At 50.3% G+C, this 25,300-nt stretch carries 24 protein-coding genes; 11 read left to right on the plus strand and 13 right to left on the minus strand.

All coding sequences use genetic code 11. From position 1 onward, the window contains the following. Positions 1 to 52: 52 nt before the first annotated feature. The 11 genes from EHT87_RS21135 to EHT87_RS21190 all read left to right on the plus strand — a co-directional run bounded on the left by EHT87_RS21135 (position 53) and on the right by EHT87_RS21190 (position 9,646). Complete coding sequence (locus tag EHT87_RS21135) at positions 53 to 598, plus strand: NADH-quinone oxidoreductase subunit B (protein ID WP_124874399.1); 546 nt, start codon at positions 53 to 55, stop codon at positions 596 to 598. A gap of 144 nt (positions 599 to 742) precedes the next feature. Continuing rightward, positions 743 to 1,246, plus strand: coding sequence for an NADH-quinone oxidoreductase subunit C (locus EHT87_RS21140; protein ID WP_124908645.1), 504 nt, complete (start codon positions 743 to 745; stop codon positions 1,244 to 1,246). Between the two features lie 102 nt (positions 1,247 to 1,348). Next, a complete protein-coding gene (gene nuoD, locus EHT87_RS21145) occupies positions 1,349 to 2,596 on the plus strand; it encodes an NADH dehydrogenase (quinone) subunit D (protein WP_124908646.1) in 1,248 nt (415 codons plus the stop codon). A 224-nt stretch (positions 2,597 to 2,820) separates the two neighbouring features. Continuing rightward, complete coding sequence (locus EHT87_RS21155; protein ID WP_124908647.1) at positions 2,821 to 3,318, plus strand: NADH-quinone oxidoreductase subunit NuoE family protein; 498 nt, start codon at positions 2,821 to 2,823, stop codon at positions 3,316 to 3,318. Positions 3,319 to 3,363: 45 nt separating this feature from the next. Then, entirely contained in the window at positions 3,364 to 4,395 is a 1,032-nt protein-coding gene (locus EHT87_RS21160) for a phytanoyl-CoA dioxygenase family protein (protein ID WP_124908648.1), read from the plus strand. Between the two features lie 44 nt (positions 4,396 to 4,439). After that, positions 4,440 to 5,780 carry an NADH-quinone oxidoreductase subunit NuoF gene (gene nuoF / locus EHT87_RS21165; protein WP_124908649.1) on the plus strand — a complete coding sequence of 447 codons (1,341 nt, stop codon included), beginning with the start codon at positions 4,440 to 4,442 and terminating at the stop codon, positions 5,778 to 5,780. Positions 5,781 to 5,791: 11 nt separating this feature from the next. Then, complete coding sequence (locus tag EHT87_RS21170; RefSeq protein ID WP_124908650.1) at positions 5,792 to 6,226, plus strand: hypothetical protein; 435 nt, start codon at positions 5,792 to 5,794, stop codon at positions 6,224 to 6,226. A gap of 3 nt (positions 6,227 to 6,229) precedes the next feature. Then, a complete protein-coding gene (locus tag EHT87_RS21175; RefSeq protein WP_124908651.1) occupies positions 6,230 to 7,315 on the plus strand; it encodes an NADH-quinone oxidoreductase subunit G in 1,086 nt (361 codons plus the stop codon). Between the two features lie 71 nt (positions 7,316 to 7,386). Then, positions 7,387 to 8,538 (plus strand): NADH-quinone oxidoreductase subunit NuoH, encoded by a 1,152-nt coding sequence (gene nuoH / locus EHT87_RS21180; protein ID WP_124908652.1) that lies wholly within the window; start codon positions 7,387 to 7,389, stop codon positions 8,536 to 8,538. Positions 8,539 to 8,554: 16 nt separating this feature from the next. Then, positions 8,555 to 9,118 (plus strand): NuoI/complex I 23 kDa subunit family protein, encoded by a 564-nt coding sequence (locus EHT87_RS21185; RefSeq protein ID WP_124908653.1) that lies wholly within the window; start codon positions 8,555 to 8,557, stop codon positions 9,116 to 9,118. A gap of 9 nt (positions 9,119 to 9,127) precedes the next feature. Further along, the gene (locus EHT87_RS21190; protein WP_124908654.1) at positions 9,128 to 9,646 is read left to right on the plus strand and encodes an NADH-quinone oxidoreductase subunit J family protein; all 519 of its coding nucleotides are present in this window, start codon (positions 9,128 to 9,130) and stop codon (positions 9,644 to 9,646) included. Positions 9,647 to 9,824: 178 nt separating this feature from the next. Here the strand turns inward: EHT87_RS21190 and EHT87_RS21195 are convergent, their stop codons facing one another. From EHT87_RS21195 to EHT87_RS21255, 13 genes are all read right to left on the minus strand, one after another. Continuing rightward, the gene (locus EHT87_RS21195) at positions 9,825 to 11,312 is read right to left on the minus strand and encodes a capsule assembly Wzi family protein (protein WP_124908655.1); all 1,488 of its coding nucleotides are present in this window, start codon (positions 11,310 to 11,312) and stop codon (positions 9,825 to 9,827) included. Between the two features lie 26 nt (positions 11,313 to 11,338). Continuing rightward, positions 11,339 to 12,721 carry a sugar transferase gene (locus EHT87_RS21200; RefSeq protein WP_124908656.1) on the minus strand — a complete coding sequence of 461 codons (1,383 nt, stop codon included), beginning with the start codon at positions 12,719 to 12,721 and terminating at the stop codon, positions 11,339 to 11,341. A 380-nt stretch (positions 12,722 to 13,101) separates the two neighbouring features. Further along, entirely contained in the window at positions 13,102 to 14,226 is a 1,125-nt protein-coding gene (locus EHT87_RS21205; protein ID WP_124908657.1) for a glycosyltransferase family 4 protein, read from the minus strand. A gap of 55 nt (positions 14,227 to 14,281) precedes the next feature. Continuing rightward, positions 14,282 to 15,367, minus strand: coding sequence for a glycosyltransferase family 4 protein (locus EHT87_RS21210; RefSeq protein ID WP_124908658.1), 1,086 nt, complete (start codon positions 15,365 to 15,367; stop codon positions 14,282 to 14,284). Positions 15,368 to 15,394: 27 nt separating this feature from the next. After that, a complete protein-coding gene (locus EHT87_RS21215; protein ID WP_124908659.1) occupies positions 15,395 to 16,690 on the minus strand; it encodes an O-antigen ligase family protein in 1,296 nt (431 codons plus the stop codon). Beyond that, positions 16,687 to 17,427 (minus strand): glycosyltransferase family 2 protein, encoded by a 741-nt coding sequence (locus tag EHT87_RS21220; RefSeq protein ID WP_124908660.1) that lies wholly within the window; start codon positions 17,425 to 17,427, stop codon positions 16,687 to 16,689. The genes EHT87_RS21215 and EHT87_RS21220 overlap by 4 nt, the downstream gene beginning before the upstream one ends. 127 nt (positions 17,428 to 17,554) lie before the next feature. Continuing rightward, positions 17,555 to 18,658, minus strand: coding sequence for a glycosyltransferase family 4 protein (locus EHT87_RS21225; RefSeq protein WP_124908661.1), 1,104 nt, complete (start codon positions 18,656 to 18,658; stop codon positions 17,555 to 17,557). A gap of 11 nt (positions 18,659 to 18,669) precedes the next feature. Then, the gene (locus EHT87_RS21230; RefSeq protein WP_124908662.1) at positions 18,670 to 19,539 is read right to left on the minus strand and encodes a nucleotide-diphospho-sugar transferase; all 870 of its coding nucleotides are present in this window, start codon (positions 19,537 to 19,539) and stop codon (positions 18,670 to 18,672) included. A gap of 163 nt (positions 19,540 to 19,702) precedes the next feature. Then, positions 19,703 to 20,515 carry a class I SAM-dependent methyltransferase gene (locus EHT87_RS21235; protein ID WP_185716303.1) on the minus strand — a complete coding sequence of 271 codons (813 nt, stop codon included), beginning with the start codon at positions 20,513 to 20,515 and terminating at the stop codon, positions 19,703 to 19,705. A 39-nt stretch (positions 20,516 to 20,554) separates the two neighbouring features. After that, positions 20,555 to 21,472: a hypothetical protein gene (locus tag EHT87_RS21240; protein ID WP_124908664.1), complete on the minus strand. Its 918-nt coding sequence runs from the start codon at positions 21,470 to 21,472 to the stop codon at positions 20,555 to 20,557. Between the two features lie 353 nt (positions 21,473 to 21,825). Next, complete coding sequence (locus EHT87_RS21245) at positions 21,826 to 23,169, minus strand: flippase (RefSeq protein ID WP_185716304.1); 1,344 nt, start codon at positions 23,167 to 23,169, stop codon at positions 21,826 to 21,828. Between the two features lie 14 nt (positions 23,170 to 23,183). Then, positions 23,184 to 24,161 carry a GDP-mannose 4,6-dehydratase gene (locus EHT87_RS21250; RefSeq protein WP_124908666.1) on the minus strand — a complete coding sequence of 326 codons (978 nt, stop codon included), beginning with the start codon at positions 24,159 to 24,161 and terminating at the stop codon, positions 23,184 to 23,186. Continuing rightward, positions 24,158 to 25,228 carry a GumC domain-containing protein gene (locus EHT87_RS21255; RefSeq protein ID WP_185716305.1) on the minus strand — a complete coding sequence of 357 codons (1,071 nt, stop codon included), beginning with the start codon at positions 25,226 to 25,228 and terminating at the stop codon, positions 24,158 to 24,160. Before EHT87_RS21255 ends, EHT87_RS21250 begins: the two co-directional genes overlap by 4 nt. Positions 25,229 to 25,300 lie beyond the last annotated feature (72 nt).

Below are 25,300 nucleotides of genomic sequence, written 5' to 3' on the forward strand. Positions count from 1 at the left end.
GAAATGTAGTAGAAAATGTTAATTCGTTGTTATCAACAAACAACCAAACAGCATGGCAAGTGACATCAAGATAGCCGAAGCCCCCGCCAGTTACGACGGCCCCGGATTTCAGGCAACTTCATTTGATAAAATAATTGGATTGGCCCGCGCAAATTCGCTGTGGCCATTGCCTTTTGCAACGTCTTGTTGTGGCATCGAATTTATGTCGACCATGGCATCGCGGTATGATATTGCCCGTTTCGGAGCTGAGCGTCCGAGTTTCTCACCCCGTCAGGCCGATGTGTTGCTGGTGGCCGGAACCATTGCCAAGAAAATGGCACCCGTTTTAAAACAGGTGTATCTGCAAATGGCCGAGCCGCGCTGGGTAATCGCGATTGGTGCCTGTGCGTCGAGTGGCGGTATTTTTGATACCTACAGCGTTCTACAGGGAATCGACCGCATTATTCCGGTCGACGTTTACGTGCCCGGTTGTCCACCGCGCCCGGAACAAATTCTCGATGGCTTAATGAAAGTGCAGGAACTGTCGATCAATGAATCCCTGCGCCGACGCAATTCACCGGAATACCAACACCTGCTGGAATCGTACAATATTCAATGATTGGATGGTTTTAATGGTTAAATGGTTGGAAATGACGGGCTGGTCGAGGGGTTGAATCCCGAACGACTCATTTACCTGCCAAACCATCGGCGACCCTTTAACCATTAAAACCATTGAGCCATCAAAACCTTTTGATCGTTTTTCATGACTAACGAGGAAGTTGCTAAAGATCTGATCCGCCAGTTTGGTGAAGACGTTTACGATTTTGATGATCCGCACGGAATGCTCACGCTGTCGACCACCCGGGAGCAAATTATTCCGATGCTTCAGTATCTGAAAAATCATACAATTTATCAGATCAGTTTCCTGACCACTCTGTGCGGTATTCATTATCCCGACGACCCGAACCCGGAGCGGGAATTTTGTGTCGTTTATCAGCTTCACAGTCTGGTCAATAATTTCCGGATTCGCATCAAGGTTTTTCTTTCTGAAGCCGATTTGCATATTCCCACCGCAACGACGGTTTATATGAGCGCCAACTGGATGGAACGCGAAACGTACGACTTCTTCGGTATTATTTTCGACGGCCACCCGAAGTTGATCCGGATTCTGAATATGGAAGACATGGATTATTTTCCGATGCGGAAACAATACCCGCTCGAAGATCCGACGCGGGAAGATAAGATCGATGCACTTTTTGGACGATAAGGATTGAATGGTTTACATGGCTGGATGGTCAAAAATGGTTGAATGGCTTACTTTAAATTCAACCATTTTTAACCATCCAGCCATCCAATAATTCAAAGTTACATGAGCACTGTACTTGATATATCGAATAAGAATGTGCCGGGCAGCGATTTGCCGGCTAAGCCGGAAGAATCAGTCCAGTACGTCAATGAGTTAACGACCCTTAACCTGGGCCCGACGCACCCGGCCACACACGGTATTTTCCAGAATATCCTGCAAATGGATGGCGAAAAAATCGTGTCGGGTGAGCAGACGATTGGTTATATCCACCGGGCTTTTGAAAAAATTGCCGAACGGCGGCCTTTCTACCAGATTACCACGCTGACCGACCGGATGAACTATTGTTCGTCGCCCATCAATAATTTTGGCTGGCACATGACCGTCGAAAAGTTGTTGGGCGTTACGGTGCCGAAACGGGCGGAATACATTCGCGTGATCATGATGGAACTGGCCCGGATTGCCGATCACCTGATCTGTAACGGGATTCTGGGCGTCGATACGGGAGCCTTCACCGGTTTTCTGTATCTGTTCGAAGAACGCGAAAATATCTACGAAATCTACGAAGAAGTCTGCGGAGCGCGGCTGACCACCAACATGGGCCGCATTGGCGGTATGGAACGGGATTTGTCGGCCGAAGCCATCCGTAAAATCCGGGCGTTCATCAAACGGTTTCCGCCAATCATGCGCGAGTTTGAGAAACTATTCAACCGCAACCGGATTTTCATGGATCGCATCGTCAACGTAGGTGGAATTTCCGCCGAACGGGCTTTGAACTACGGTTTTACCGGCCCCAACCTGCGGGCTGCCGGGGTTGATTACGACGTGCGGGTGATGAATCCGTATTCGTCGTACCAGGACTTTGAATTTGACATTCCGGTGGGCCAAAGTGGCGACACCTACGACCGGTTTATGGTTCGAAACGAAGAAATCTGGCAAAGCTTGCGCATCATTGAGCAGGCGCTTGAAAACCTGCCGGAAGGCCCGTACTTTGCCGATGCGCCGGAGTATTATCTGCCGCCCAAAAAAGAAGTGTACCGGAACATGGAAGCCCTTATTTATCACTTTAAAATTGTGATGGGTGAAATCGATGCTCCGGTGGGCGAGGTTTACCACGCTGTTGAAGGCGGTAATGGTGAACTGGGTTTCTACCTGATCAGCGATGGTGGCCGGGCTCCCTACCGTCTGCATTTCCGCCGGCCTTCGTTCATTTATTACCAGGCTTATCCGGAAATGTGTGTCGGCACGACCCTGTCGGATGCTATTGTCATTATGAGTAGCCTGAACGTCATTGCGGGCGAACTGGATGCGTAAAGTCCGAAAGGAGGGAATATGAAACCTGATTGGCAGGATTTGGTTGTTACCTCTCATCTGGATACCATTCGGAAACTTAGTGAAGATAAGGAGTATGAGAAGCAATGGATGGATTGGACGAAAGAGACCAAAGCCGAAATGAACCTGTTACGCAAAGAAAAATTTGAGCCTGCTCCATTAACGTGGCAGGAAGTTTTGAAGACGAATACCTGCTGTAAACCGATATGACGGAAACTTCAACTACCGTAGAATTTACCCCTGAGCGACTGACGATCGCACAGGAAATGATTGCCCGTTATCCGCAGGGTCGCCAGAAGTCGGCGCTGTTGCCACTGTTGCATCTGGCGCAGGAACAGTGGGGGTGGCTGAGTCCTGAAGTAATGGATTACATTGGCCGGATGCTTGATATTCAGGCTATTGAAGTCTATGAGGTGGCTACGTTCTACACCATGTTTCATTTGAATCCGGTTGGCAAACACGTCATCGAGTATTGCCGGACAGGGCCTTGCTGCCTGATGGGCGGGGAGGAAGTATACGATTACCTGAAACAGAAACTGGGAGTCAAGGCGGGCGAAACAACCGCGGACCAAAAGTTTACCCTGAAAGAAGTCGAGTGCCTGGCAGCTTGCGGTATGGGACCGGTTTTTCAAATTCGGGAACAATACTACATGCATCTGACCAAAGAACGAGTCGACGAAATTATTGAAGAATTGAGCCGGTAACCAGGCGGGTAATAGATCACCTTAAATTCAACACAGACAGTACGCATGGAAAGCAAGTTGAAAAATAAACTTCGGCGTTTGTACCGGATGATCAAGTTCCGGATGAAGAATGCACCGCTTGATTTTGAGGAAGATACATTGCCCTGGATTGACCGCTCGGATGCTGATATCGATGCCTTTGTCAAGAAGTTTAAAACCCCCAAAGACTTTCCATACGATCTGGGAAAATTGTTGCGCGACTGGCGCGATAAAGGCTACGTCATTCTGGAAAATGCCATACCGGCTGAATGGATCGACGGTTTGTGGCAGGAAGTGGAAGAAGTGGTTGAAAACAATGAAAAGTATTCGGTAAAATCGCTGGTATATCAGTTCAATGACGGCAAGGAAACGCCCGTCAAAGACGTTCCTAAAGAAAAACTGAGAGGTATCGGGTCGCGGCTGCTGGAATACCACAGCAGTTCGATAGCCGCCAAAAAAGTAATGACTCACCGTCATTTGGCGACGTTTCTGGAAGCCGTTTTCAATGAAAAAACGACGGTTTTCCAAAGCCTGATTTTTAAATACGGCAGTCAGCAGGGAACACACCAGGATTATCCTTGGGTACGCTCGAAAATTGCCAGTCATTTGGCAGCCGCCTGGATTCCGCTCGAAGACGTCAGCCCCGATTCGGGCCCGTTGGTTTATTATCCGGGTTCGCACCGTCTGCCGAAGTTTAATTTTGGTACGGGAATCCTGTTTAGTGAGCAAGATTCGTTCTATACGCCCGACGATTTTACGAATTACCTCAATAAGACTTGCGCGGAAAACGGGATCAAAGGGACCGTATTGCTTTTGAAGAAAGGCGATGTATTGTTCTGGCACGGTGCGCTGGCGCACGGCGGTAGCCGAATCAATAACCCGGCACTAACGCGCAAATCGTTCGTTTGCCACTATTCGACCCTGCGTTCGTATCCTAAACACCGGTTTGAAGAAGGGGAGAAATCAATCGCTCAGCTTCACAATGGGGTTACCATTTATGCAAATCCGACGAATCTGGCCGAAGAAGACATTATGACGGCGGGGAAAGACTGGAAGTAAGTAACTTGTAATGTAGGGTTTAAACCCGTTTCTGAACTAAAAACATGGGCAAAAAAATTCTGCTCGAACATATCAACGTTCCCGGTATCGAGACCTTCGATGTATACCGGAAACAGGGCGGCTATACGGCGGTTGAGAAAGCCATCAAAACCATGAGTCCCGACGGCGTGGTAGACGAAGTGAAGAAAGCCGGGATTCGCGGCCGCGGTGGCGCGGGCTTTCCGATGGGCATGAAGTGGAGCTTTCTGGCCAAACCGGAAGGCGTTCCACGCTACCTGGTTTGCAATGCCGATGAGTCGGAGCCGGGTACGTTCAAAGACCACTACCTGATGAAAAATATTCCCCACCTGCTCATTGAGGGAATGATCATTTCCAGCTACGCGCTGGGGGCCAACAAGTCGTTCATTTACGTGCGGGGCGAATTGATGTACGTCATTCGTATTCTCGAAAAAGCCATTGCCGAAGCGAAAGCCGCTGGTTTTCTGGGTAAAAATATCCTGGGTTCGGGGTATGACCTGGAACTGGTCGTGCATCCGGGCGGAGGAGCTTATATTTGTGGCGAAGAAACCGCCCTGCTGGAATCGCTGGAAGGCAAACGGGGCAATCCGCGCAATAAACCGCCTTTTCCGGCCGTCAAAGGGCTTTACCAGTGTCCGACGGTGGTCAACAACGTCGAATCCATCGCAACGGCCGCCTGGATTGTCAACAACGGGGGCGATGCCTATGCCGCCATCGGGATTGGCCGCAGTTCGGGAACCAAGCTGATTTCGGCGTCGGGACACATCAAGAAACCGGGCGTTTACGAAATCGAGCTGGGCGTTCCGGTCGAAGAGTTTCTGTATTCCGACGAATGGTGTGGCGGTATTCGCGACGGCCATCATCTGAAAGCGCTGGTTGCGGGTGGTTCATCCGTACCGATTCTGCCCGCCAATCTGATTACGAAACTCGCCAATGGCGAACCGCGTCTGATGACCTACGAATCGTTGTCGGAGGGTGGTTTTCAGACCGGCACCATGCTGGGCTCGGGCGGTTTTATCGTCTTTGACGAAACAGCCTGCATCGTTCGCAACACGTGGAATTTCTCCCGGTTTTACCACCACGAATCCTGCGGGCAGTGTAGCCCGTGCCGTGAAGGAACCGGCTGGATGGAAAAAGTGCTGCACCGGATCGAATACGGTCACGGCAGCATGCACGACATCGATTTGCTGGTCGATGTGGCCAAAAAGATCGAAGGAAACACCATCTGCCCGCTGGGCGACGCAGCGGCCTGGCCGGTAGCCAGTGCCATCCGGCATTTCCGTGACGAGTTCGAGTGGCACATTACGCATCCTTCCGAAGCTACGCAACCAGGCGCGGTTTTCAAAGGCGAAATGGCCCTGGTGTAATTGATAAGACGATGGAAGAGTTAGAAGCCCTGCGAAAGTTGATTGAGGAGCGCGACTATTCAAGTGCGCTGGCTCTCATCGACGAAATGGATGAAATGGCTAAGGACGACAAAATCGTTAAAATAGAAAGTTTTCTAGTCGTACTTTTAGTGCATATCATTAAGCAGCAAGCTGAAAAAAGAACGACACATTCCGGGGAGCGGTCAATTAACCACGCTTTGTTCAGCGTTGTCAAATCAAACAAACGGCGTAGCGCAGGAGGGTATTATCTGAAACCAGAGGAATTAAAGGCAGCTATTGACGAAGTATTCTCTTTTGCATTAAAAGAAGCTGCCGAAGAAGCCTTTGGTGGAGCCTATTCTCCTAAACAACTTCTTGAAATGATTGACTCAGAGCATATTAAAGACGAAATCCTGAGTAAAATTTTAAATTACGATTTACCGTAATTCATGGAAGATATAAAACCGCAGTTACATAAAGTTACCATCGACGGGATTGAAGTCGAGGTGGAGCCGGGCACCACAATTTTGCAGGCGGCCCGGAAAATCGGTGGCGACGTGGCCCCTCCGGCCATGTGTTATTACCAGCCCCTGAAAGGCAGTGGTGGAAAATGCCGGGCCTGTCTGGTTCGCGTGGCCGCCGGTTCGGCGAAAGACCCGCGCCCGATGCCCAAACTGGTGGCATCGTGCATTACGCCCGTTCAGGATGGCATGGTCGTGGAAAACTCGACCAACGAACAGGTGCTGACTACGCGCAAAGCCATCGTTGAGTTTCTGCTGATCAACCACCCGCTCGATTGCCCGGTTTGCGACCAGGCGGGCGAGTGCGACTTGCAGAACTTTGCCTTCAACCACGGCATGGCGACAACCCGCTACGAGGAAGAACGCCGGACGTTTGAAAAACACGACATCGGGCCGTATATCCAGTTGCACATGACGCGCTGTATTCTGTGTTACCGATGCGTGTATACCGCCGATCAGATTACGCAAAAACGGGTTCATGGCGTGTTGGGCCGGGGTGATGCCTCCGAAATTAGCACCTACATCGAGAAAGCGGTCGACAATGATTTCTCCGGAAACGTCATCGACGTTTGCCCGGTGGGTGCATTGACCGACAAAACCTACCGTTTCAAAAACCGGGTCTGGTTTACCAAACCGGTCGATGCCCACCGCGATTGCCCGACCTGTTCCGGCAAAGTGACGGCCTGGTACCGGGGCGAGGAAGTGATCCGGGTAACGGCCCGCAAAAACGAATGGAACGAGGTAACCGAGTTTATCTGCAACACCTGCCGTTTCGAGAAAAAGAAAACCAGCGACTGGGTGATTGAAGGACCGACCAAAATCTCACGCAGTTCGGTGATTTCGGCCAACAAATACCGGGCGGACTTGATTAAGCCGGATTTTCAGAAAAAACTGGCTGCGGCAACCTACACCGATGTCGATGATGAACGGGATACGTCACAGTTGGGCATTCAGCAGTTGCCACCGGAGCGGTTTGCCCCGGTATTGCCCCACGCCAACGACCCTGAACCTTGAAATAGAGAAAAGAGAGGACAGACTTTTTTAGGTCTCTTGTCTGACGTCTTACTTCTCATGTCTTAACTAAAATGAACACGACAGAACTCATTATTAAAGGCATTCTCATCGTGGTCCTCTTCGGAGTGACCCTGTTGATTGCCATGTATTCGACCTGGGCGGAACGCAAAGTAGCCGGTTTTATTCAGGATCGTTTCGGACCCAACCGGGCGGGACCGGGCGGTATTTTCCAGCCGCTGGCCGATGCCGGTAAAATGTTCTTCAAGGAGGACTTTATTCCGTCACAAGCCAACAAGTGGCTTTTTATTCTCGGCCCGTGTCTGGCTATTCTAACAGCTCTGATGTCGAGCGCCGTCATTCCCTTTGGCGAAAGCATTCGGTATGAAGAACTGCTGATACCGGTTCAGGGCATCGAAATCAACATCGGCATTCTGTACGTTTTTGGCGTTGTTTCGCTGGGCGTCTACGGTCTGATGGTGGGCGGCTGGGCGTCGAACAACAAATTCTCGTTGCTGGGGGCTATTCGGGCCGCTTCGCAGAACATCAGCTACGAAATTGGATTTGGTCTGTCGATCATCGCCATTTTGATGATGACGGGGTCGCTGTCGATCCGGGCCATTGTTGAATCGCAGCACGGTTTTGCCTGGAACCTCTTTAACCAACCGCTGGGTTTCATTATCTTTCTGACCTGTGCGTTTGCCGAGTGTAACCGGACACCGTTCGATTTACCGGAATGCGAAACGGAACTGGTCGGTGGGTACCACACGGAATACAGTTCGATGAAACTGGGCTTTTACCTGTTTGCCGAATACATCAACATGTTCGTATCGTCGGCCATTATTTCGTCGCTCTATTTTGGCGGCTACAATTACCCCGGTATGGATTGGGTGCGCGAAACCCTGACCGGTTCGCTCGGTGCGGCAACGGGCCATAACCTGGCGACGCTCATTGGAACGATCGTGCTCTTTGGCAAAATTTTCTTCTTCATTTTCTTCTTCATGTGGGTACGCTGGACCTTGCCGCGTTTCCGCTACGATCAGTTGATGAACCTGGGCTGGAAAACCTTTATCCCTCTCTCGATTCTGAATGTGGTGGTAACCGGTTTCGGCTTATTATTTGATATTAAATACGCTAGCTGGGCCATTATCATTGTCATGGTTATCATGGTGATGGTGTCGTCGGCACGAGCTCCAAAACCGGTTGTTCAACCGCAGCGAACCTGATAACGCATTCCAAAATATGCAACTAACCAATCGATCGAAAGAGGTCAGCAACAAGCAGATGACGCTAGCCGAGAAGATGTATCTTCCGGCTATTGCTCAGGGGCTGGCAATTACCATAAAACACTTCTTTGCGAAGAAAGTGACGGTTCCCTACCCGGAAGTGAAGCGGTATCTGGGTCCGGTTTTTCGCGGGCATCATATTCTGAAGCGCGACGAAGAAGGTCGCGAACGTTGTACAGCCTGCGGCCTTTGCGCAGTAGCCTGCCCGGCCGAAGCCATTTCGATGGTGGCTGCCGAACGGAAGAAAGGGGAAGAGAACCTGTACCGGGAAGAAAAATACGCAGCGGTTTACGAAATCAACATGCTGCGGTGCATCTTCTGCGGGTTGTGCGAAGAGGCTTGTCCGAAACAGGCCGTTTATCTGCGCCACGACGAATTTGTGCCTATTTTTACCGAGCGCGATGAGGTGATTTATGGCAAAGATAAGCTGGTTGAAAAAATGGATGCCCGCTATATTCGCAACAACCCGGATGCGCAGGCTACCCCAACCGAACCGTCCTATTCGCGATTATCCTCGTAAATTGAAAAAATGGAACCTACCAAAATTTTATTTTACGCCCTGACCGCTATTACGCTCCTGAGCGCTTCGTTTGTGGTGACGGCCCGAAATCCTATTCATAGCGTCCTGGCGCTGATTCTGACGTTCTTTTGCCTGTCCGGACATTACATTTTACTCAATGCCCAGTTTCTGGCGGCCGTCAACATCATTGTCTATGCCGGGGCTATCATGGTCTTGTTTCTGTTCGTCATTATGTTTCTGAACCTCAAAACAGACGATGAAGAATCAAAAACTACGGTTACTAAACTGGCGGCAGTGGTGGTCGGCGGGGTGTTGCTGGTCGTGATGGTTGCTGTGTTTCGGGTGGCCACCATGGCTACGTATAATCCATCTTCCTACACGTCAAAAGTAGGGCTGGTCGAAAATCTGGGTATGGTTTTATTTAAAGACTATCTGCTGCCTTTTGAACTGGCTTCGATCTTGCTTTTAGTCGCCATGATTGGGTCCGTCATGCTGGGGAAACGCGAAGCGGGCGACCGGCATTATTAAGGCTGGAATTGTATCAGGGAAGCGGGTTGTTCTGGAAGCAGGGCAACCCGCTTTTCATTTTATCCGGTTTCTGCAACGGAACTTTTCCCTTGAGCGCCGGGCTGAGCGGTTTTACATCGGCCGCAGCCGACAGGGCAGTTTGAGATTAAAAGTAGGTTTGTAGCCAGCTGCTGCCTGATTACCGGGAAGGGATGATTTTGCGGATACCGAGGTAACCGCCCGTTGAGTCGTAAAGAAGTCTGCCGTAATCAGAAGCAAAGGACGCGTTGATCTGGAAGTCGCCCAGACCGCCCAAACTGACGGGAGCCATCAGGCTAAACAGCGACGACCATTGTTTGGGATTGTTGTAATAAGGTTCGTTGTAGGTTCCGATGTTGCTGCTATAAGACAGTTTGCCGAGCCATTCGACCCGCCCGATTGTGCCGGATAAGCCGAAATGCAGCAAACTAACCCGGTTGTTGGCAATAGCGCCGTTCGGAAGTCCTGCCCGGACATCGGTGCCCGGCGTCATAAACGGCGAGCCAATGGTTCGGTTGCCGTAGACCCAGCCGTCGACGTATTGCGAGTGATTGAAATAATTATCGCGTCCCCGTTTTGCCGGATTGTCGATGAGGAAAATCGGCCCACCTTGATTTTTGGTGTACAGGAACTCGACCAGCATTTCATTGATAGAGAAAAAAGACCGTTCGGTTCGTGTGTTTTTCAAGCGGACGCCGTTCAAACCATCGCGGATATTGGTCAGGTAAAACAGGGAGCCGTCGTCGTAAATACTCTGACGATACAGAAAAAGGTTAAAAGAACCCAGGTCCGCTTCCAGAGCCACATCGACTGTGCCCAGGTGATTACCGACCCGGTTTTCTTCAAAGCTGGGGAGCGTTGTATCAATTTTATTCGGATTTCGGTGCGATGTCACCACAAACCAGTAATTTTTCAGGCTGTGGGGTAAGTACCCGTTGTTTGTGAAATCCGGCGATATTTTATCCGAATAACCAGCCCATTGCACCTGATGATTAACCCCGGCATACAATTTGAGTTTCGACCCCGGTTTTCCTATCCGTCCATACAGTGCTTTCTGGTGCAGATAGGTATTGCGGACGATCCGGTTGTTGTCAAACCAACCGTGGTTATAAAAAGCATAAATAGCCAGGAAATTTTTGGTCAACGGAACCGGAACAAAACCTTGCGTACCAATCTGAATGACCGGAATGGGCAGTGCATTTCCTGACCAGGCAAACGAACCGGAAGTCAGTGTGGTGTCCATAAGACCGTACACATTTCGACGGCGACCGGCGTAGAACTCGATCTTGCCATACCGGGCTTTCACGTAGGCTTCAGGAAGCAGCAATTTCGTGGTATTGGCAACATTCGCAACTACATCAACGCCGTAGCCCCAGTCAAATTTTTTCTGACGAATGGAGCCGCTGTCGATAACCGGTTTTCCATAGTCAGACGAAATTCCCAGTCGAAACGTTGCCGCGGGTGTTGTGGTTGGAACAATGCCGAACTGGTTGGCCCGTAGCCAGAAAGGTGTTCGGCCACCAGAAGAAAGATAAGCGCCTGCCTGCAGATCGTATCGGGTGGTTTTCGGGAAATACGCCCGTTGACCACTAACCGGATAAATAAAGCAGCAGGACAGGAAAAACGCCAGTCCGGCTTTTAAGTTCATAGATATAATAAGTGACCTCTACACGTTTATTTGCCTCTCCCCTGCATCATCACACGGACCGTCTGGACAATCAGCCATACGTCGGTTGAGAAAGAAACCCTTTGTAGATATTCAAGGTCATACCACAGACGCTGTACCATCTGCTCAACGTTTTCGGCATAACCGAATTTAATCTGGCCGATGGAGGTGATGCCGGGTTTGACCATGAGCAAATACTTGTATTCGGGGGACTTTTCGACAATTTGATTGATAAAATACTGCCGCTCCGGACGCGGGCCCACCACGGACATGTCGCCTTTCAGAACGTTGTAAAACTGGGGAAATTCGTCGAGCCGGGTTTTCCGCATAAACTGCCCCCAGGGCGTGATTCGGTTGTCGTTGTCGCCCGAAGAAAGCGCCGGGCCACTGCGTTCGGCGTCCGGGTACATGCTGCGGAATTTATAAATATGGAACGGCCTGCCCCACTTTCCAATTCGTTCCTGCGAATAAAAAGCCGGTCCTTTAGAACTCAGTTTGGTGATCAGGGCAATGATCAGAAAAAATGGCGCACCCGTCAGCAGCACGGTGGCCGAGAAAACGATGTCGAAAGCCCGCTTGAACACATTGACCTGCAAATCGTCCAGGTAATGCGTTGATAAGCTGATAACCGGCTGAATGTCATGGTATTCGACTGTGACTCCTTTCGTGAGAAAGCCTTTGAAGTCAACAATCAACTTTACCTGATAGCTGGCTTCTTCCGAAAAATCCATGATTTCCCGCAATTGTTCCGTCTCAATATAGGGCAGGCAGCAATACACGCAGTCAATTTCGTTGCGCGTAATGTATTCTTTCAGGTACGTATAATCCCCGCGCAAAGCCGACGCATTGTCCGGATTCATTTTGTCGAAATACCCGTAAAACTTGAACCCGATTTCCGGATACATCTGGTAAAACGTCTGAATACTTCGGGAAAGCGGGCCATAGCCAACCACCACAAACCGTCGGGTGTTGTATCCCATGGCGCGGTAGACCTTCAGCAGAATCAGAACGACCGAACGCCAGAGCGAACCGGCACACAGAAACAGAACGTACGTCAGCGCAAGTTGCTCGCGGGAATAATAAAAACCGCCCTGGGTAAACACCCAGAAAACCGAAACCAGGGCAACGTGTAGTCCGATCAGTTTGGCAAGGCCCACCAGCAGATTCTGGATCGTGAACGTAAGCCGGGAGAAATTATAAGGTTTGTTCAGCAACAAAACCAGAAGCCAGGCTGCGTTAATGAACCAGAAAAGAGTCACGTAAGGTACATCGAACAAGGATTCTGTTGTACCAAATTTTAGCCGGAATGCGAGCGCAAAACAGATATCGAGAGCGATAATATCCATCGTTGCACTAAAGGGCCGCAATAAGAAAGAAAACCGGTGTTTCATAAGCAATTCGTTTGGAACGGCTGCTGCACATGCAGACTAAGAAACTGCCAAACCGCTCCCTCGCTTGAATTTGTGACAAATGAAAGACACTTAGTATAAGCAGAAAAGGTAAACTCCAATCCTATGCATAACTCCAAGTTCACTTTATTTGTACGATTTCAGATGGAAAATTATTGAAAAATGCGTCAATATTTATCCTAAGGACTCGCTAGTTTTTTGATTCTTGCCATAATTCTATTTAATAATCAGATAGTTAAAGGTAATAATTGGTCTTGCTGGTCCGTAAGCGCGCCTGAGTGCTGATACTGCACGGCCAATTTTCAAGGCGCTTAGCGAGCGGGTGAGATCCTGCTCAGGACGATGCTGCGCCGTTTGTATGGTTAGGGAAGAGACCATTCTGTACGTTTTTCGGCTACATAGCTTTTAAATTGCAAACGGAAATTTTCACGGCTAAATCCCTGCGCATGCTGGTGAATCACCACCGGATTGAACTGGTCGGCCATTCGTTCAAACCGCTGCACACATTCGGTCAGGGAGTCCACCTGTTGCCGGTCGAAAAATAAACCGGTTTTTTGATCGACTACCGACTCCAGAACCCCGCCTTTTCCGTAGGCCAGCACCGGCGTTCCGCAAGCCTGAGCTTCTACGGGCGTAATGCCGAAATCTTCTTCGGCCGCAAAAACAAATGCCTTTGCTTTCTGCATATACGCAACCAGCGCGTCTTCGGATTGGTACCCCACCAATTCGATGTTGGGCGTCGCCAGCCGTTTGATTTTTTCATAGTCCGGGCCATCACCTACCACCACCAGCCGTTTATCGGGCATCGTTGAAAATGCTTCTACAATCAAATTGATTTTTTTGTAGGGCACCATGCGCGAAGCCGTCAGGTAGTAATTTTCTTTCTGCTGGCTTAAGGTAAAGTGCCCGGTATCGACCGGCGGATAAATGACGTGGGCTTCACGACCATACACTTTCCGAATTCGTCGGGCAATGTAGCGGGAATTTGCCACAAAATAGTCAACCCGTTGCGCCGATTGGTAGTCCCACAGCCGAATGTAGTGCAGAATCAGTTTGGCCACGGCTCCGCTTAATCCGGTTTTCAGACCGCTTTCGTTCAGGTATTGGTGATACAAATCCCAGGCGTAGCGCATGGGCGAGTGGCAATAACAGATGTGAAGCTGGTTCGGGCCGGTCAGAACGCCTTTCGCCACGGCATGACTGCTTGACAAAACCACGTCGTAAGCACTCAGATCGAACTGCTCGACGGCCAGCGGCATCAGGGGGAGATAGGTGCGGTATTTTTTTTTTGCCCAGGGTAATTTTTGAATAAAACTCGTCGTAGCGGTTTTGTTCTGAATGAGAGGCCGTTGCGATTCGGGTAAAAAGTCGACGAGGGTGAACAGGTCACTTTGCGGATAAAGTGCCAGAATTTGCTCGACCACACTTTCGGAACCGGCGAACGTGACCAGCCATTCATGAATCAGGGCAACTTTGGGATCAGGCATTTTGGAGAATAAAGAAGTGGGTCCTTAAACGTGAGATTCGGACGGAAGCGCCAGTCTAGCGCCTTTTTTCCGAATTGAGACTGGTAATAAGGCCGGCGAGTTTTTCGGCCGATTGCTGCCAGCTGAACCGCTCGACCCGCCCGCGACCTTTCTCGATGAGAGTTTTGCGCAGCGACTCATCGCTGTACAGTTTAATTAGGCCATTGCGAATGCTGCCAATATCATACGGATCGACGTACACACTGGCGTCGCCACAGACTTCGGGCAGACTCGTGGTATCCGATACGAGCGTTGGGCAACCGCACGACATGGCTTCGAGTGGCGGAATGCCAAAGCCCTCGAAAAAAGACGGATAGGCAAAAAACAACGCGTGCTGGTACAGATTGACCAGTTGCTCATCGCTGATGTAGCCGGTGAAAATGATCGACGGATCGTTCTGAATCATTTCTTTCAGCCCCGTGTCGGCAAATACTTTGTGAGCCGCCCCGACGATAACCAGCTTTGTATCCGATAATTTAGCTTCCTGAAACGCCTGAATCAGCCCTTTGAAGTTTTTCCGCGGATCGAGTGACGAAACCGCCAGAACGTACTTCCCGTACGGGTTTTCGCCTTTCGTGGTGGGCGGATAGAGAAAAATATCTGAAATGCTGGGGTAAATAATGTCCAGTGCCGAACGGGGAACGTGGTAACACCGGTTGAGGTCGTTCAAAGAATATTCGCTGATGGTTAAAACCTTGTGGGCTGACTTGACAATCCGGGGAACCGTAAAATTATAGAGCAGGGAAAACTTGGTGGTAAACCATTCCGGGTGGAGATGGAAAGATAAATCCAGTACGGTAACGATTTTATTGTCATACATGATTGGAGCCGTGTTGCAGAGATTGAGCAGCAGCGGACTGCCCTGGCTCTTGAGATACAGCGGCATTTCGATCTGCTCCCAGACGTACCCTTTGCTGCGTCCATAAACCGTAGCGCCCATATCGTTCGCAATGTCTTTCTGCAGGATGTTGTAGGGGGTTAAGAAGGTGACATCCGGTAACAGATTTTTCAATCGCATCCCAAGTTCGATACCAACCCGCTGCGTTCCGGTAACGGGTTGGGTAAGAAATCGGGCATTGACAACAACTGATTGATGATTCATAGTACACGTAAGTGATCGGTCGTAAAATTACAGGTTGGTTTCCACACTCTTTATAGTAACCCCAGAGTTCCGCTGTTTAGTATCGAAATTTCGTTTGAGCATGTATAAACACAGCGCAATCACCAGCGGCAGGGCATTGGAAGGCGACGTAATCCGGTGTTCGGTAAAGCTCATAACGGACAAATTGAAGTAGGAAACCAGTAAGAACTTTTGCACGATGCTGTCGGCGCTTTTTTTAAGAAACCGGTAAAGTGCATGCCAGAAAAGCAGGAAGATGACCAGTCCGATCAAACCTTGCTCACCCAGAAGGTGCAGATACGAATGGTGGGCGTGTGCATCGTTGAACGTCTTTTTGGGTTGATCGTTGAGACTGACGACGTACGGAATGCCTTTGTAGCGTAAAGGGGTATCGTTGACGGAGCCAAATCCGGTGCCAATGAGCGGAGAATGCAAAAAACAATCGACGGCACGGGGCCAGGTCTCGACGGCGCGGATGGCGATATTCGCCGATTTGGTACTGACTTCGCCAAAAAGGGGCGAAATATACGTGCTGACCCCGGTTTCGCTCAGGTCGGCGTCGCGGACGTACATCGTGTAGAGCGGATAAGTATAGGTCAAAACCGCACACTGGACGGCGACAATGGCAAAGAGGGCCAGCCGGATGAGGTAGGCCCGGTTGGTGCGGTCGAAAAAATAAAAGGCAAAACCGGCAATCAATCCCAACAGCGAGCCGCGTGAGGTGGTGGCCACCAGAAACGCAAAATTGATCAGGATCATGAGCAGCCATTTCCGCTTGCGTTCCTGCAAAAAGAGCACGATGTTCAGGGACAGCACGATACTGATAAAACCGCCCGCTCCGTTCGTGCTTTTGAAAAAACCGTGAAAGTACGTTTCCGGATTGCCCCAGTCGGTAATGGCCGCAAAATTGGTGAGCACCAGATTCAAACCGAAGGCAATTCCGTTGATGACCGTGGCAAATACCAGAAACCGTTTGAAAAGGGAGTCGACGGCCACATTGTAGGAAAAAAACGAAATCAGCAGCAGCGGAAGGTACGAAATGATGAAGTTGCCATCGTAGCGGTAGAAACCAAAATTGAGCAACGACTGCGGGTAATAGACTACTATGCCTGCCAGCGAATACAAAAAATAGATATAGAGGTAATAAATGAACCGGGGAATCACGAAAACGGACCTCCGGAGGAAGAGATACGGCAAAACCGCCAGCGCCAGAATGGACGGCAACGGGCTAATGAAGATCAGGTTGGTTACGGTTCCGAACAAACCGATCAGCAGGGCGATATAGAGCAGCGTACTTATCTTCATTTTGCTCGGCCCGCCAGCCGGTTGATATACACGTTCAGTTTGTCTTTGTAAAGCCAGGTGAGGTATTGCCGACGGGTCAGAATTCCTTTTTCGTACCAGAGATGGAGGTTTTCCCAAACGGCCTCCGCCCGGTGTGACGCTCCGCCCTGCCGGAAGTTACTCAAAATAGTGTTCAGCGGAATAAACGGAACCTGCCTGTTTACCAGCCGAAGCATTAGCTCATAATCACTCACGTAGCGGTATTGCTCACTAAACAGGCCGTAGGTTCGGTAAAAAGCGGCCGGCACGAAACAGGTCGGATGCTCGATATTGCTTTTTGAAAGCTGGCTGGCGTGTGTTTGAATCAGAAAAGCTTCCTGTTCGTCGAGCAACGTTCGCTGAATGCCGTGATAAACCGCAGGGCCAAACTGCTGGTACGCATCGACTACGCGTTCTACGGCATCGGTTTCGTACCAGTCGTCGCTGTTGATGATACCGATCAGTTCGCCGGTTGCCAGCCGCAGACCTTTGTTCATGGCGTTGTAAATACCGGTATCCGGTTCGGACACATACCTGATTTGATCGGGAAACTGCCGGGCATACCGCTCGATGATCGCCAGAGTCTGGTCGGTCGATTGCCCATCGATCAAAATATATTCGATGGGCGAATAGGTTTGATTGACGACCGATTGAATGGTTTGTTCAAGGTGTTTTTGGCTATTATAACAGACGGTGATAATGGAAACCAATGGCAGCATAAACAACTCCAGCGAATGGCGTAAGTGAAAGAAACCGGTCTTTCAATGTGGTAGAAACCACAAAGATAGAAAATTGCGGCTCGGCTAGCCAATGATTCGGAGACACTCCTTTTGAACGGGAAAAGCGCTATTGCAAACTCTGGTACAGATCGAGCGTTTCGGCCACGGTTTTTTCCCACGAAAAATGGTTCAGTTGGTGCTGTCCCAGATCGGCGAGTTGTTGCCGGAGCGTTGCGCTGGAAAGCACGCGCCCGACGGCTTCGTGAATAGATTCGGAGCTTTCCGGGTCGAAATAAACGGCGGCTGGTCCCGCTACTTCGGGCAGGGAACTTCGATTGCTGAGAAGACAGGGGCAGTTGCAGGCAAAAGCTTCCAGAACGGGAATGCCGAAGCCTTCGTAGAGCGACGGAAAAACAAAGGCCAGTGCCTGACGGTATAGCTGACGCAGTTTGTCGTCGTTAATCGGCTGTTGTTCAACGAGCTTCTCTAGTTTCAGTTGCTGAAGAACGGCCACTTCCCCGGCAGAAAAAGGTCCTCCACCCGCACAAATAACCCGAATTTGACCGGCACGCAGCAGCGGGGCAACGGCCTCAATAAAAGGCAGGAAGTTCTTATACATGCCGCGGTTCCCGACAAACAGCAGATAAGGGGCGTCTGCGGCTGGTTCAGATTTTGTCTTATCAACAAATACCGACGAACCGAGGTAAATGACCCGAATCCGCTCCGGCGGAATGTCATAATAGTCGATCAGATCACGCTTCGTATTTTCGGAAATGGCAATAACCGCTGTGGCCTGATTGATAATCTGCTTTTTCCACGCCATAACGCGATAATCGGCTGCCAGTTCAGGAAAGATCGTGTGGTATTTTTCGTGAATCATGTCCAGAAACGTAACCACCACGGGCCGTTTACCAATGTGCTTGAGAAAATAAGGCTCGTAATACGTGGCGTGAAAAACGTCATACGACCGGGTTTGCATCTCCAGCCGATTGAACGCCTTATTGAACCGGTAGATGTGAGGCTGGCTTTTTGAAAATGGCAGATTTGGGAAAAAAGGCAGGGCCCAAAGGGATTTTTCGCTTAAATAGGCATTGTTGGAAAACAACAGCGACAAATGCGCCTGATGTTCGGTTGAGGACTGGTTGATACCGGCGATCAATTCGCAGAAATACCGGGAGATTCCGCCGTAGTTTTGTTGGGAGAAAGTTTGATGATCAAAAAAAATCTTCATGCAGTAAATCTTCAGGGAAGCAAGTGCTTTTTGAAGGTCGTTTTCATGGTTTTTAACCCCGTTTTATTGCTAATATTGCTTACCCTTTGCCTTAAACCGGTGACTTTTCTGAAAAACTTAGTTAACGAATACTCGGTTGCCTGGCGGCTTTCGATAAAAAACCGGGGATGGACGACCTCCGTCAGCGGTTGTAAGGGGCTGTTGGCCGTCAATTCGGTATCTTCTTTGGTGTGCGTGGCGTCCTGTCCAAAACCGATGTTGGAAATCAGATTCTGATTGGGACAGATGCAAAGCCCGTAATTGATCCAGATGGCGTAGCACCACTGATAATCCCAGGTATCGATCTGCCCGGCAAAAACGCCGTCGAAGGCTTCGGTCCAGTATTGCTGCACTTTGGGGTCCGAAAATAGGGCGTTAACCAGTTTCTGCCGGCGGAATTCGGGATAAGAAGCCATGCCAACGTCGTATTTTTGCCAGGCCCGGCGCCAGCTGGCCCACCCCCAGACGTGACAGATTTTGGAATAAAAATACGAACCGTCGCCGTGCCACTGACCATGCTGGAAATTGACCCCGGTAATGTGCATAACACCCGGATTGTGTTGATGATGCAGCAGATTTTCCCGGCAGAACGAAAAGAACGTCAGATCGGGCAGGCAATCATCTTCCAGAATGATTCCCATTTCGACCTGATCAAAAAACCAGTTGATGGCCGTACTGACGCCCTGCCTGCAACCCAGATTAAGAGGCTGGACCAGGCGGTGTACCTGACACGGCCAGTCGATCTCGTCGAGCAAAGCCAGACACTGGGCAATCTGCTGCGAATCGGTCGCGTGGTCAGCACGGGGGCCATCAATTGCTACGTAAAGTTCCAGCGGTTGCACCAAGCGAATTTGGTCAAGCACCTTGCGTGCATGACGGGGCCGGTTGAACAAAATAAACAGAACCGGAATATCTAATTGTATAGACACTGGAACAGAGACGGCCTAATTGTTAACTCTTCGATTGCTAATTTCGCATTTAAGTTACGAAATAAAGGCGGGGCCATCAAATAAGGTTCTTTAATGGTTGATTTCTCACGGAATTATATACTTTTTGAAAGTCATCATCCAACAAAGATTGTGCCGGATAGGAATGGAAATAATTGTACAGGTTAGCTTTCCGCAGATCGGTAAACCAGCGGAACCAGGTTGGATTAATTGGTTTAGCGGTCATCAGATGCAGGTCCCGCTGATCGCTATAGAGTTGTAAACCAAATCGTTTGGCAAGCCGATGCAGGGATTCCAGGCTGTAGAGAGCTACATGCTGACCGGTTTCCGGGATAAAATACCACCAGGTTTCCGGCGTCACATTGGGGTCCGGCAACACTTTGGTCGTAAACAGAATGCTCCTGCCGGATTGTAGCATCTGGTCAACGGTAGCGACCGGGTCGGCGAGGTGTTCAAACACTTCGAAGGCCGTCACCAACTCGTAGTTTTTAACGTCCGGCAGATCGGAAACGTCGAACTGCCTGGCAAAAAGATTATCGCAGTATTGATCCAGCCGGATGAACGGGAACCCGCGATCGCGCATCATACGGACAAACAGCCCGTATCCTCCGCCGTAATCCAGAAAAGGGCCTTTTGGCACAAACCATTTGCGGATAATGGCCTCGACGGTGGGAGCCCAGCGCAAATTCCGCGAAACCAGACCGATATCCAGCGAGGTAATCGCCGATTCGTAGGCTTCCGGCAGCCAGTAAGGCGTTTCGGTCTGAATAAATCCGCACGTGTGGCAACGGTAATACGTCACATCATATTTGAACAATACTTTCACCTGGAAAGACTCGTTCGAAGGGGTATTGCAAATATGGCAGGTCATAGAAGTCCGCATTCAAAAAAAGGCTATCCAAAAATAGAATTAATTCTTCAGACCAAGCCGTCTTTTCAAGCTTTCCGCTTTGACGGTCACCCAACCCGGTTTTTTAAAATAATGGTGGGCCGAATATTCGGTAGCCAGCACATTTTCGATGATGAAAGTCGGGTGCCTGATTTCGGTCAGGGGTTGCAAAGGCTGATTGGCGAGTGATTCGCTGTCTTCTTTGGTGTGCGTGGCTTCTCCGCCAAAACCGATGTTGGAAATCAGATTCTGGTTGGGGCAGATGCAGAGGCCATTGTTGATCCAGATCGTGTAGACCCACGGATACGCCCAACTACTGACCTGTCCGGAAACAACGCTGTCAAACGCATCGATCCAGTATTGCTGGACTTTGGGGTCGGCAAAAAGATCAGCGATGCGGTTTTGCTCTCGAAAGATCGGATAAGTGGCCATCGAGACGTCGTATTTCTCCCAGGCCCGGCGCCAGCTGGCCCACCCCCAGACGTGGCAGATTTTGGTATAAAAATACGAACCGTCGCCGTGCCAGTTGCCGTTCTGAAAATTGACACCGGCAATGTGCATGATGGTGGCGTTGTCGCGGTGATACCGTAAGTTCTCCCGGCAGAATGCGAAGAAGCTCAGGTCGGGCAGACAGTCATCTTCCAGAATAATTCCCATTTCGACCTGCTGAAAAAACCAGCTAATGGCGGTGCTGACGGCTTTTTTACAGCCCAGGTTCTGATCATGAATCAACCGGTGCACCGAGCAGGGCCAGTCGATTTCTTCCAGCAGGGCCAGACACTGGGCAATCTGTTCCGGATCGGTTTCATGGCCGGGTCGGGGGCCGTCTACGGATACAAATAACTCCCGCGGCTGAACCTGACGAATGCGGTCAAGTACTTCCCGGACATGATGGGGGCGGTTAAATACGACAAAGAGGATTGGGACGTCAAACTGCATCAGCACATCAATTTTGTTGATTCAATGAGATTCGAAAGCGAAATAGCCCGGGTCAGTAAAGTTCCTTTTCCCAACGGTCTATCCGATAAAAAATACAACTTCGGTTAGTCAGGTTCTGGTATATAACGTCGTTGCGGTCCGTTTTCATCTGATAATTCTGGCATTTTGAACACCATCCTGGTAAGATAGTACCGGTACAAATCCCACGACCGGAGCAAAATGAACCCGGACTTTCCGTATTTCCGGAAAGAAAATCAACGAGTTATAGGAGGAGACAGAGATTACTCTAAAATGGTTGTCAGTGTAACGGTGCGTAGTTTCTTTTCGTTTAGAATCCAGACCGCATTGTAATTTTAAGGGTCCTGCTTTAAAAGACTGCGAATAAAATTTGGTTTGAAAACATCAGCAAAGGCAGCCGATTGAGCGTAGAAAACCGGGCGGGCCGAGGTGATGAAATAATTGATAAAATAAGCCGAAATGAACTGCGCCACCAACGTGGCAACCGATGTTCCGATGGCGCCGTAAGCGGGAATTAAAACCAGATTCAGCAGGATATTAACCAGCGCTCCAACAATGGTTTTTGCCAAAAGAATGCGTTGCTTATTATGCAAAACAAACCAGTAACTGCTGCCCACGCCCATAAATACAAAAACCGCTGACCAGATGTGAATAACCAGAATTCGATCGACACCGGCATACTGCCGACCATAAAGGAGAGCAACCAGATAAGGGGCCGCGAACGAGATGAAAACCGCAATCAGGATGCTGATAAACGCCAGTAAACTCAGCAGTTTTCGAAAGGCCCGCTGAAAAGAAGCTTCGTTCTGGGTTTTTAAATTGACAAGGGTCGGGTAGAAAGACGAGGTAATGGCGGTTGCAATAAAATACCATACTTCTGACAGCCGCAAAGCCGCACTGAATTTTCCCAGCTCCAGGTCGTTGGCCAGTTCTTTGAGCATGTACTGGTCGGAGCGCATGTACAGAAAAATGAAGAAATCCGCCACCATAATGGGCCATGCCATTGTCAGAAGCCGGATGGCGAGCGCCCCATTAAAACGCCATTGACGAATGTGCTGGTCTTCTTCCCGGTTATAAATAAGAATCAGGATCAGGGCCGAAAGCGCGGATTCGACAAACACCACCGACGAAAAAGCCAGAAGGCTGAAATGATTCGCCAGAAAATAAACCCGCAACAGCGTCGATAAAACAAAAGCAATGGATTTGGCCGTGACCGAAAGGCGGGATTTGACGCGCGATTGGAAATGCAGATCGATCACATCCACACTTTGACAAACCAGTACGGAACTGGTGAACAGAATCATGGCCTGCAAAACCGGCTGGTCACGGTAGAGAACATGCACCAGAACCGTGATGATAAACAGCGAAACCGTGCCCGCAATGAGCCGGAGAATGAAGCCCGTACCGAGTAGCTGATTCTCCGAATAGTCACCTTTCCGGACAATTTCCGTAACCAGGATATTGGCCAGACCCAGCCCGGCTAAAGACGTCAGAACGGTGGGAAATACATTCGCAAAATTGAGCAGACCAAACTGGGAAGGTCCCAAATACCGCGCCGACCACACCCCGACCAGCAGGGCCGTTGCCATCCGAAAGATGCGGTCGAAGAAGACCCATCCGGCATTGGCAAAGGCTTTTCGGGCGGTCGTACTCAGCTTTTGGGAGCTTGTTTTGATCATGAGCCGTTGGTTTATCAGGAATCGGTCGGATGAAGAATGCCGGTGAGCTGTGCTTCGACCATCAGCCTGGCCACATCCTCCATTTTGTGTTTTGCCTTCCATCCAAAGTGCCAGAAAGCTTTGGCCGGGTTTGCGTTCCCTTCGGCCAGGTCGGTTGGTCGGAAAAACGAGTGGTCGATCTGAACGTGCTCTTCCCAATTCAGATTCACCTGTTCGAAAACGATTCGGATAAAATCTTTCAGTTTTCGGGTATGTCCCGTAGCAATCACATAGTCGTTGGGTTGCGGTTGCTGCAACATGAGCCACATGGCCTCCACATAATCGGGGGCCCAGCCCCAGTCGCGGGCAATGTCGATGTTGCCCAGCGTCAGTTTCTCGTCGCTTCCCTGGGCAATGCGGCAGGCGGCTGCAACAATTTTCCGGGTTACAAACCGCTCGGGCCGCAGGGGCGATTCGTGGTTGAACAAAATACCGGTGCTGGCAAACAACTGATAGGCTTCGCGGTAATTGGCCACCTGCCAGAAAGCCGCGGCCTTGGCCACGCCATAAGGGCTGCGCGGGCGGAAAGGCGTCTCTTCGTCGGCGGCCAGCCGACCCGTATCGCCGAACGACTCGCTCGATCCTGCGTTGTATAATTTGATGGGTAATTCGCTGAACCGGATGGCTTCCAGCAGATTAAGCGTTCCAATGCTGATACTCTCCAGGGTTTCAACGGGCTGTTCGAAGGACAAGCCTACCGAACTCTGCCCCGCCAGATTATACACCTCATCGGGTCGCACTTTTAACAGCGTTTGCAACACACTGCGAAAGTCGTTGATATTGACCGACACCAGGGCTATCTGCGACCGGATGTTCAGTCGGGTCAGGTTCTGGAACGACGACATCTGGGCATCGCGTGAACCGCCGTATACCGAATAGCCTTTAGTAAGGAGCAGGTGCGCCAGATACGCGCCATCCTGCCCTGAAACGCCACAAATCAATGCTTTTTTCATGCTATTTTATTGGTTTTCCCTACAAAGGTTCTCACCAACGTCCAGCCCAAACCAACGGCCACACCAGCCGCTATAGCCGCCAGAATAAGCAGCGTGCGCCGGGGGCCGTTTGGCCGAAGCGGTACGCGTGGTGGTTCCAGCATTTTGAATACCGGGGTTTCTTCCTGCACCCGGATTTTTGCCTGTTCCAATTGCCGGGATAAGTCATTATAAACGGATTGGGCCAACAGAAATTCGGCCTGGAGCCGCTGTTCGCCGATTCGGGCCAAACCGCTGTATAAACTCCGGTTGCGGTCGCGATAACTTTCCAGGTCATACTCGGCGGCCTGGTACCGGCGTCGCGATTGTTCCACTTGCTGAATCAGAAACCGCTCCTGATCCTTGACCTTCTGCGTCCGGTAACTGGTAATGTAATTCGTCAGGTATTCGAGGGATAAACGGGCAACGGTTGCCGCCACAACGGGGTCAGGCATAACCACTTCAATCGTCACTACACCGGTTCGCCGTTCGTAGGTGGTGGTCACCCGCCTGGTCAACATCGCAGCCAGCCCTTCCTGTTCGGGCGTGATCTGTAACGCTTTGCTGTAGTTTTTGGGATCGGATAAATTGACAACGGCGGGTTTGGAGCTGTCCGGTGAAGTGTCCTCCGTGTTTCCGGTCAGTCGTTGAAAAGCCGTTTCGCGTCCCTGCCGTTTGAGATAGGTTTGCAGCGGCAGGACGGTTTTATAATTTTTGGAATAAACCGGTTGCTTCAAAAGCTGCAGGGCAAACGGGATGCTTTGCAGCACGTCGGGGTATAAATCGGGCCGGATGACATCGCCGGCGGCATTATCGATGCTGATACCGGCCAGGCCCGCCAGCGATCCGAGACCGCCCATGCTGCCGGAACTACCCGCCGAAAGCTCCGGCATAACCGTCACCTCCGATTTGTAGTCGTCCGGTTTGGAAAAGGCGTAATAAATACCCACCAGTGCGCCCAGCACGGCAAAAATCAGCACAGCCCGGCGGCTGTCTACCAAAAACTTCCCGATGTCACCCGGTCGAATCTGGATGAGATCATCGTCCATATCTGACCCTGCTGATGGTTTGTGCGTTGTTACTGACATGAAGCGACGCAATAGATAGTGCGGCTTAAAGAT

The sequence above is a fragment of the Larkinella knui genome, assembly GCF_003858645.1.
Taxonomy (GTDB): domain Bacteria; phylum Bacteroidota; class Bacteroidia; order Cytophagales; family Spirosomataceae; genus Larkinella; species Larkinella knui.

Coding starts and splice junctions, on each gene's coding strand:
- EHT87_RS21135 (WP_124874399.1), top strand. CDS start 53: ATGGCAAGTGACATCAAGATAGCCGAAGCCCCCGCCAGTTACGACGGC.
- EHT87_RS21140 (WP_124908645.1), top strand. CDS start 743: ATGACTAACGAGGAAGTTGCTAAAGATCTGATCCGCCAGTTTGGTGAA.
- nuoD (WP_124908646.1), top strand. CDS start 1,349: ATGAGCACTGTACTTGATATATCGAATAAGAATGTGCCGGGCAGCGAT.
- EHT87_RS21155 (WP_124908647.1), top strand. CDS start 2,821: ATGACGGAAACTTCAACTACCGTAGAATTTACCCCTGAGCGACTGACG.
- EHT87_RS21160 (WP_124908648.1), top strand. CDS start 3,364: ATGGAAAGCAAGTTGAAAAATAAACTTCGGCGTTTGTACCGGATGATC.
- nuoF (WP_124908649.1), top strand. CDS start 4,440: ATGGGCAAAAAAATTCTGCTCGAACATATCAACGTTCCCGGTATCGAG.
- EHT87_RS21170 (WP_124908650.1), top strand. CDS start 5,792: ATGGAAGAGTTAGAAGCCCTGCGAAAGTTGATTGAGGAGCGCGACTAT.
- EHT87_RS21175 (WP_124908651.1), top strand. CDS start 6,230: ATGGAAGATATAAAACCGCAGTTACATAAAGTTACCATCGACGGGATT.
- nuoH (WP_124908652.1), top strand. CDS start 7,387: ATGAACACGACAGAACTCATTATTAAAGGCATTCTCATCGTGGTCCTC.
- EHT87_RS21185 (WP_124908653.1), top strand. CDS start 8,555: ATGCAACTAACCAATCGATCGAAAGAGGTCAGCAACAAGCAGATGACG.
- EHT87_RS21190 (WP_124908654.1), top strand. CDS start 9,128: ATGGAACCTACCAAAATTTTATTTTACGCCCTGACCGCTATTACGCTC.
- EHT87_RS21195 (WP_124908655.1), bottom strand. CDS start 11,312: ATGAACTTAAAAGCCGGACTGGCGTTTTTCCTGTCCTGCTGCTTTATT.
- EHT87_RS21200 (WP_124908656.1), bottom strand. CDS start 12,721: ATGAAACACCGGTTTTCTTTCTTATTGCGGCCCTTTAGTGCAACGATG.
- EHT87_RS21205 (WP_124908657.1), bottom strand. CDS start 14,226: ATGCCTGATCCCAAAGTTGCCCTGATTCATGAATGGCTGGTCACGTTC.
- EHT87_RS21210 (WP_124908658.1), bottom strand. CDS start 15,367: ATGAATCATCAATCAGTTGTTGTCAATGCCCGATTTCTTACCCAACCC.
- EHT87_RS21215 (WP_124908659.1), bottom strand. CDS start 16,690: ATGAAGATAAGTACGCTGCTCTATATCGCCCTGCTGATCGGTTTGTTC.
- EHT87_RS21220 (WP_124908660.1), bottom strand. CDS start 17,427: ATGCTGCCATTGGTTTCCATTATCACCGTCTGTTATAATAGCCAAAAA.
- EHT87_RS21225 (WP_124908661.1), bottom strand. CDS start 18,658: ATGAAGATTTTTTTTGATCATCAAACTTTCTCCCAACAAAACTACGGC.
- EHT87_RS21235 (WP_185716303.1), bottom strand. CDS start 20,515: ATGACCTGCCATATTTGCAATACCCCTTCGAACGAGTCTTTCCAGGTG.
- EHT87_RS21240 (WP_124908664.1), bottom strand. CDS start 21,472: ATGCAGTTTGACGTCCCAATCCTCTTTGTCGTATTTAACCGCCCCCAT.
- EHT87_RS21245 (WP_185716304.1), bottom strand. CDS start 23,169: ATGATCAAAACAAGCTCCCAAAAGCTGAGTACGACCGCCCGAAAAGCC.
- EHT87_RS21250 (WP_124908666.1), bottom strand. CDS start 24,161: ATGAAAAAAGCATTGATTTGTGGCGTTTCAGGGCAGGATGGCGCGTAT.
- EHT87_RS21255 (WP_185716305.1), bottom strand. CDS start 25,228: ATGGACGATGATCTCATCCAGATTCGACCGGGTGACATCGGGAAGTTT.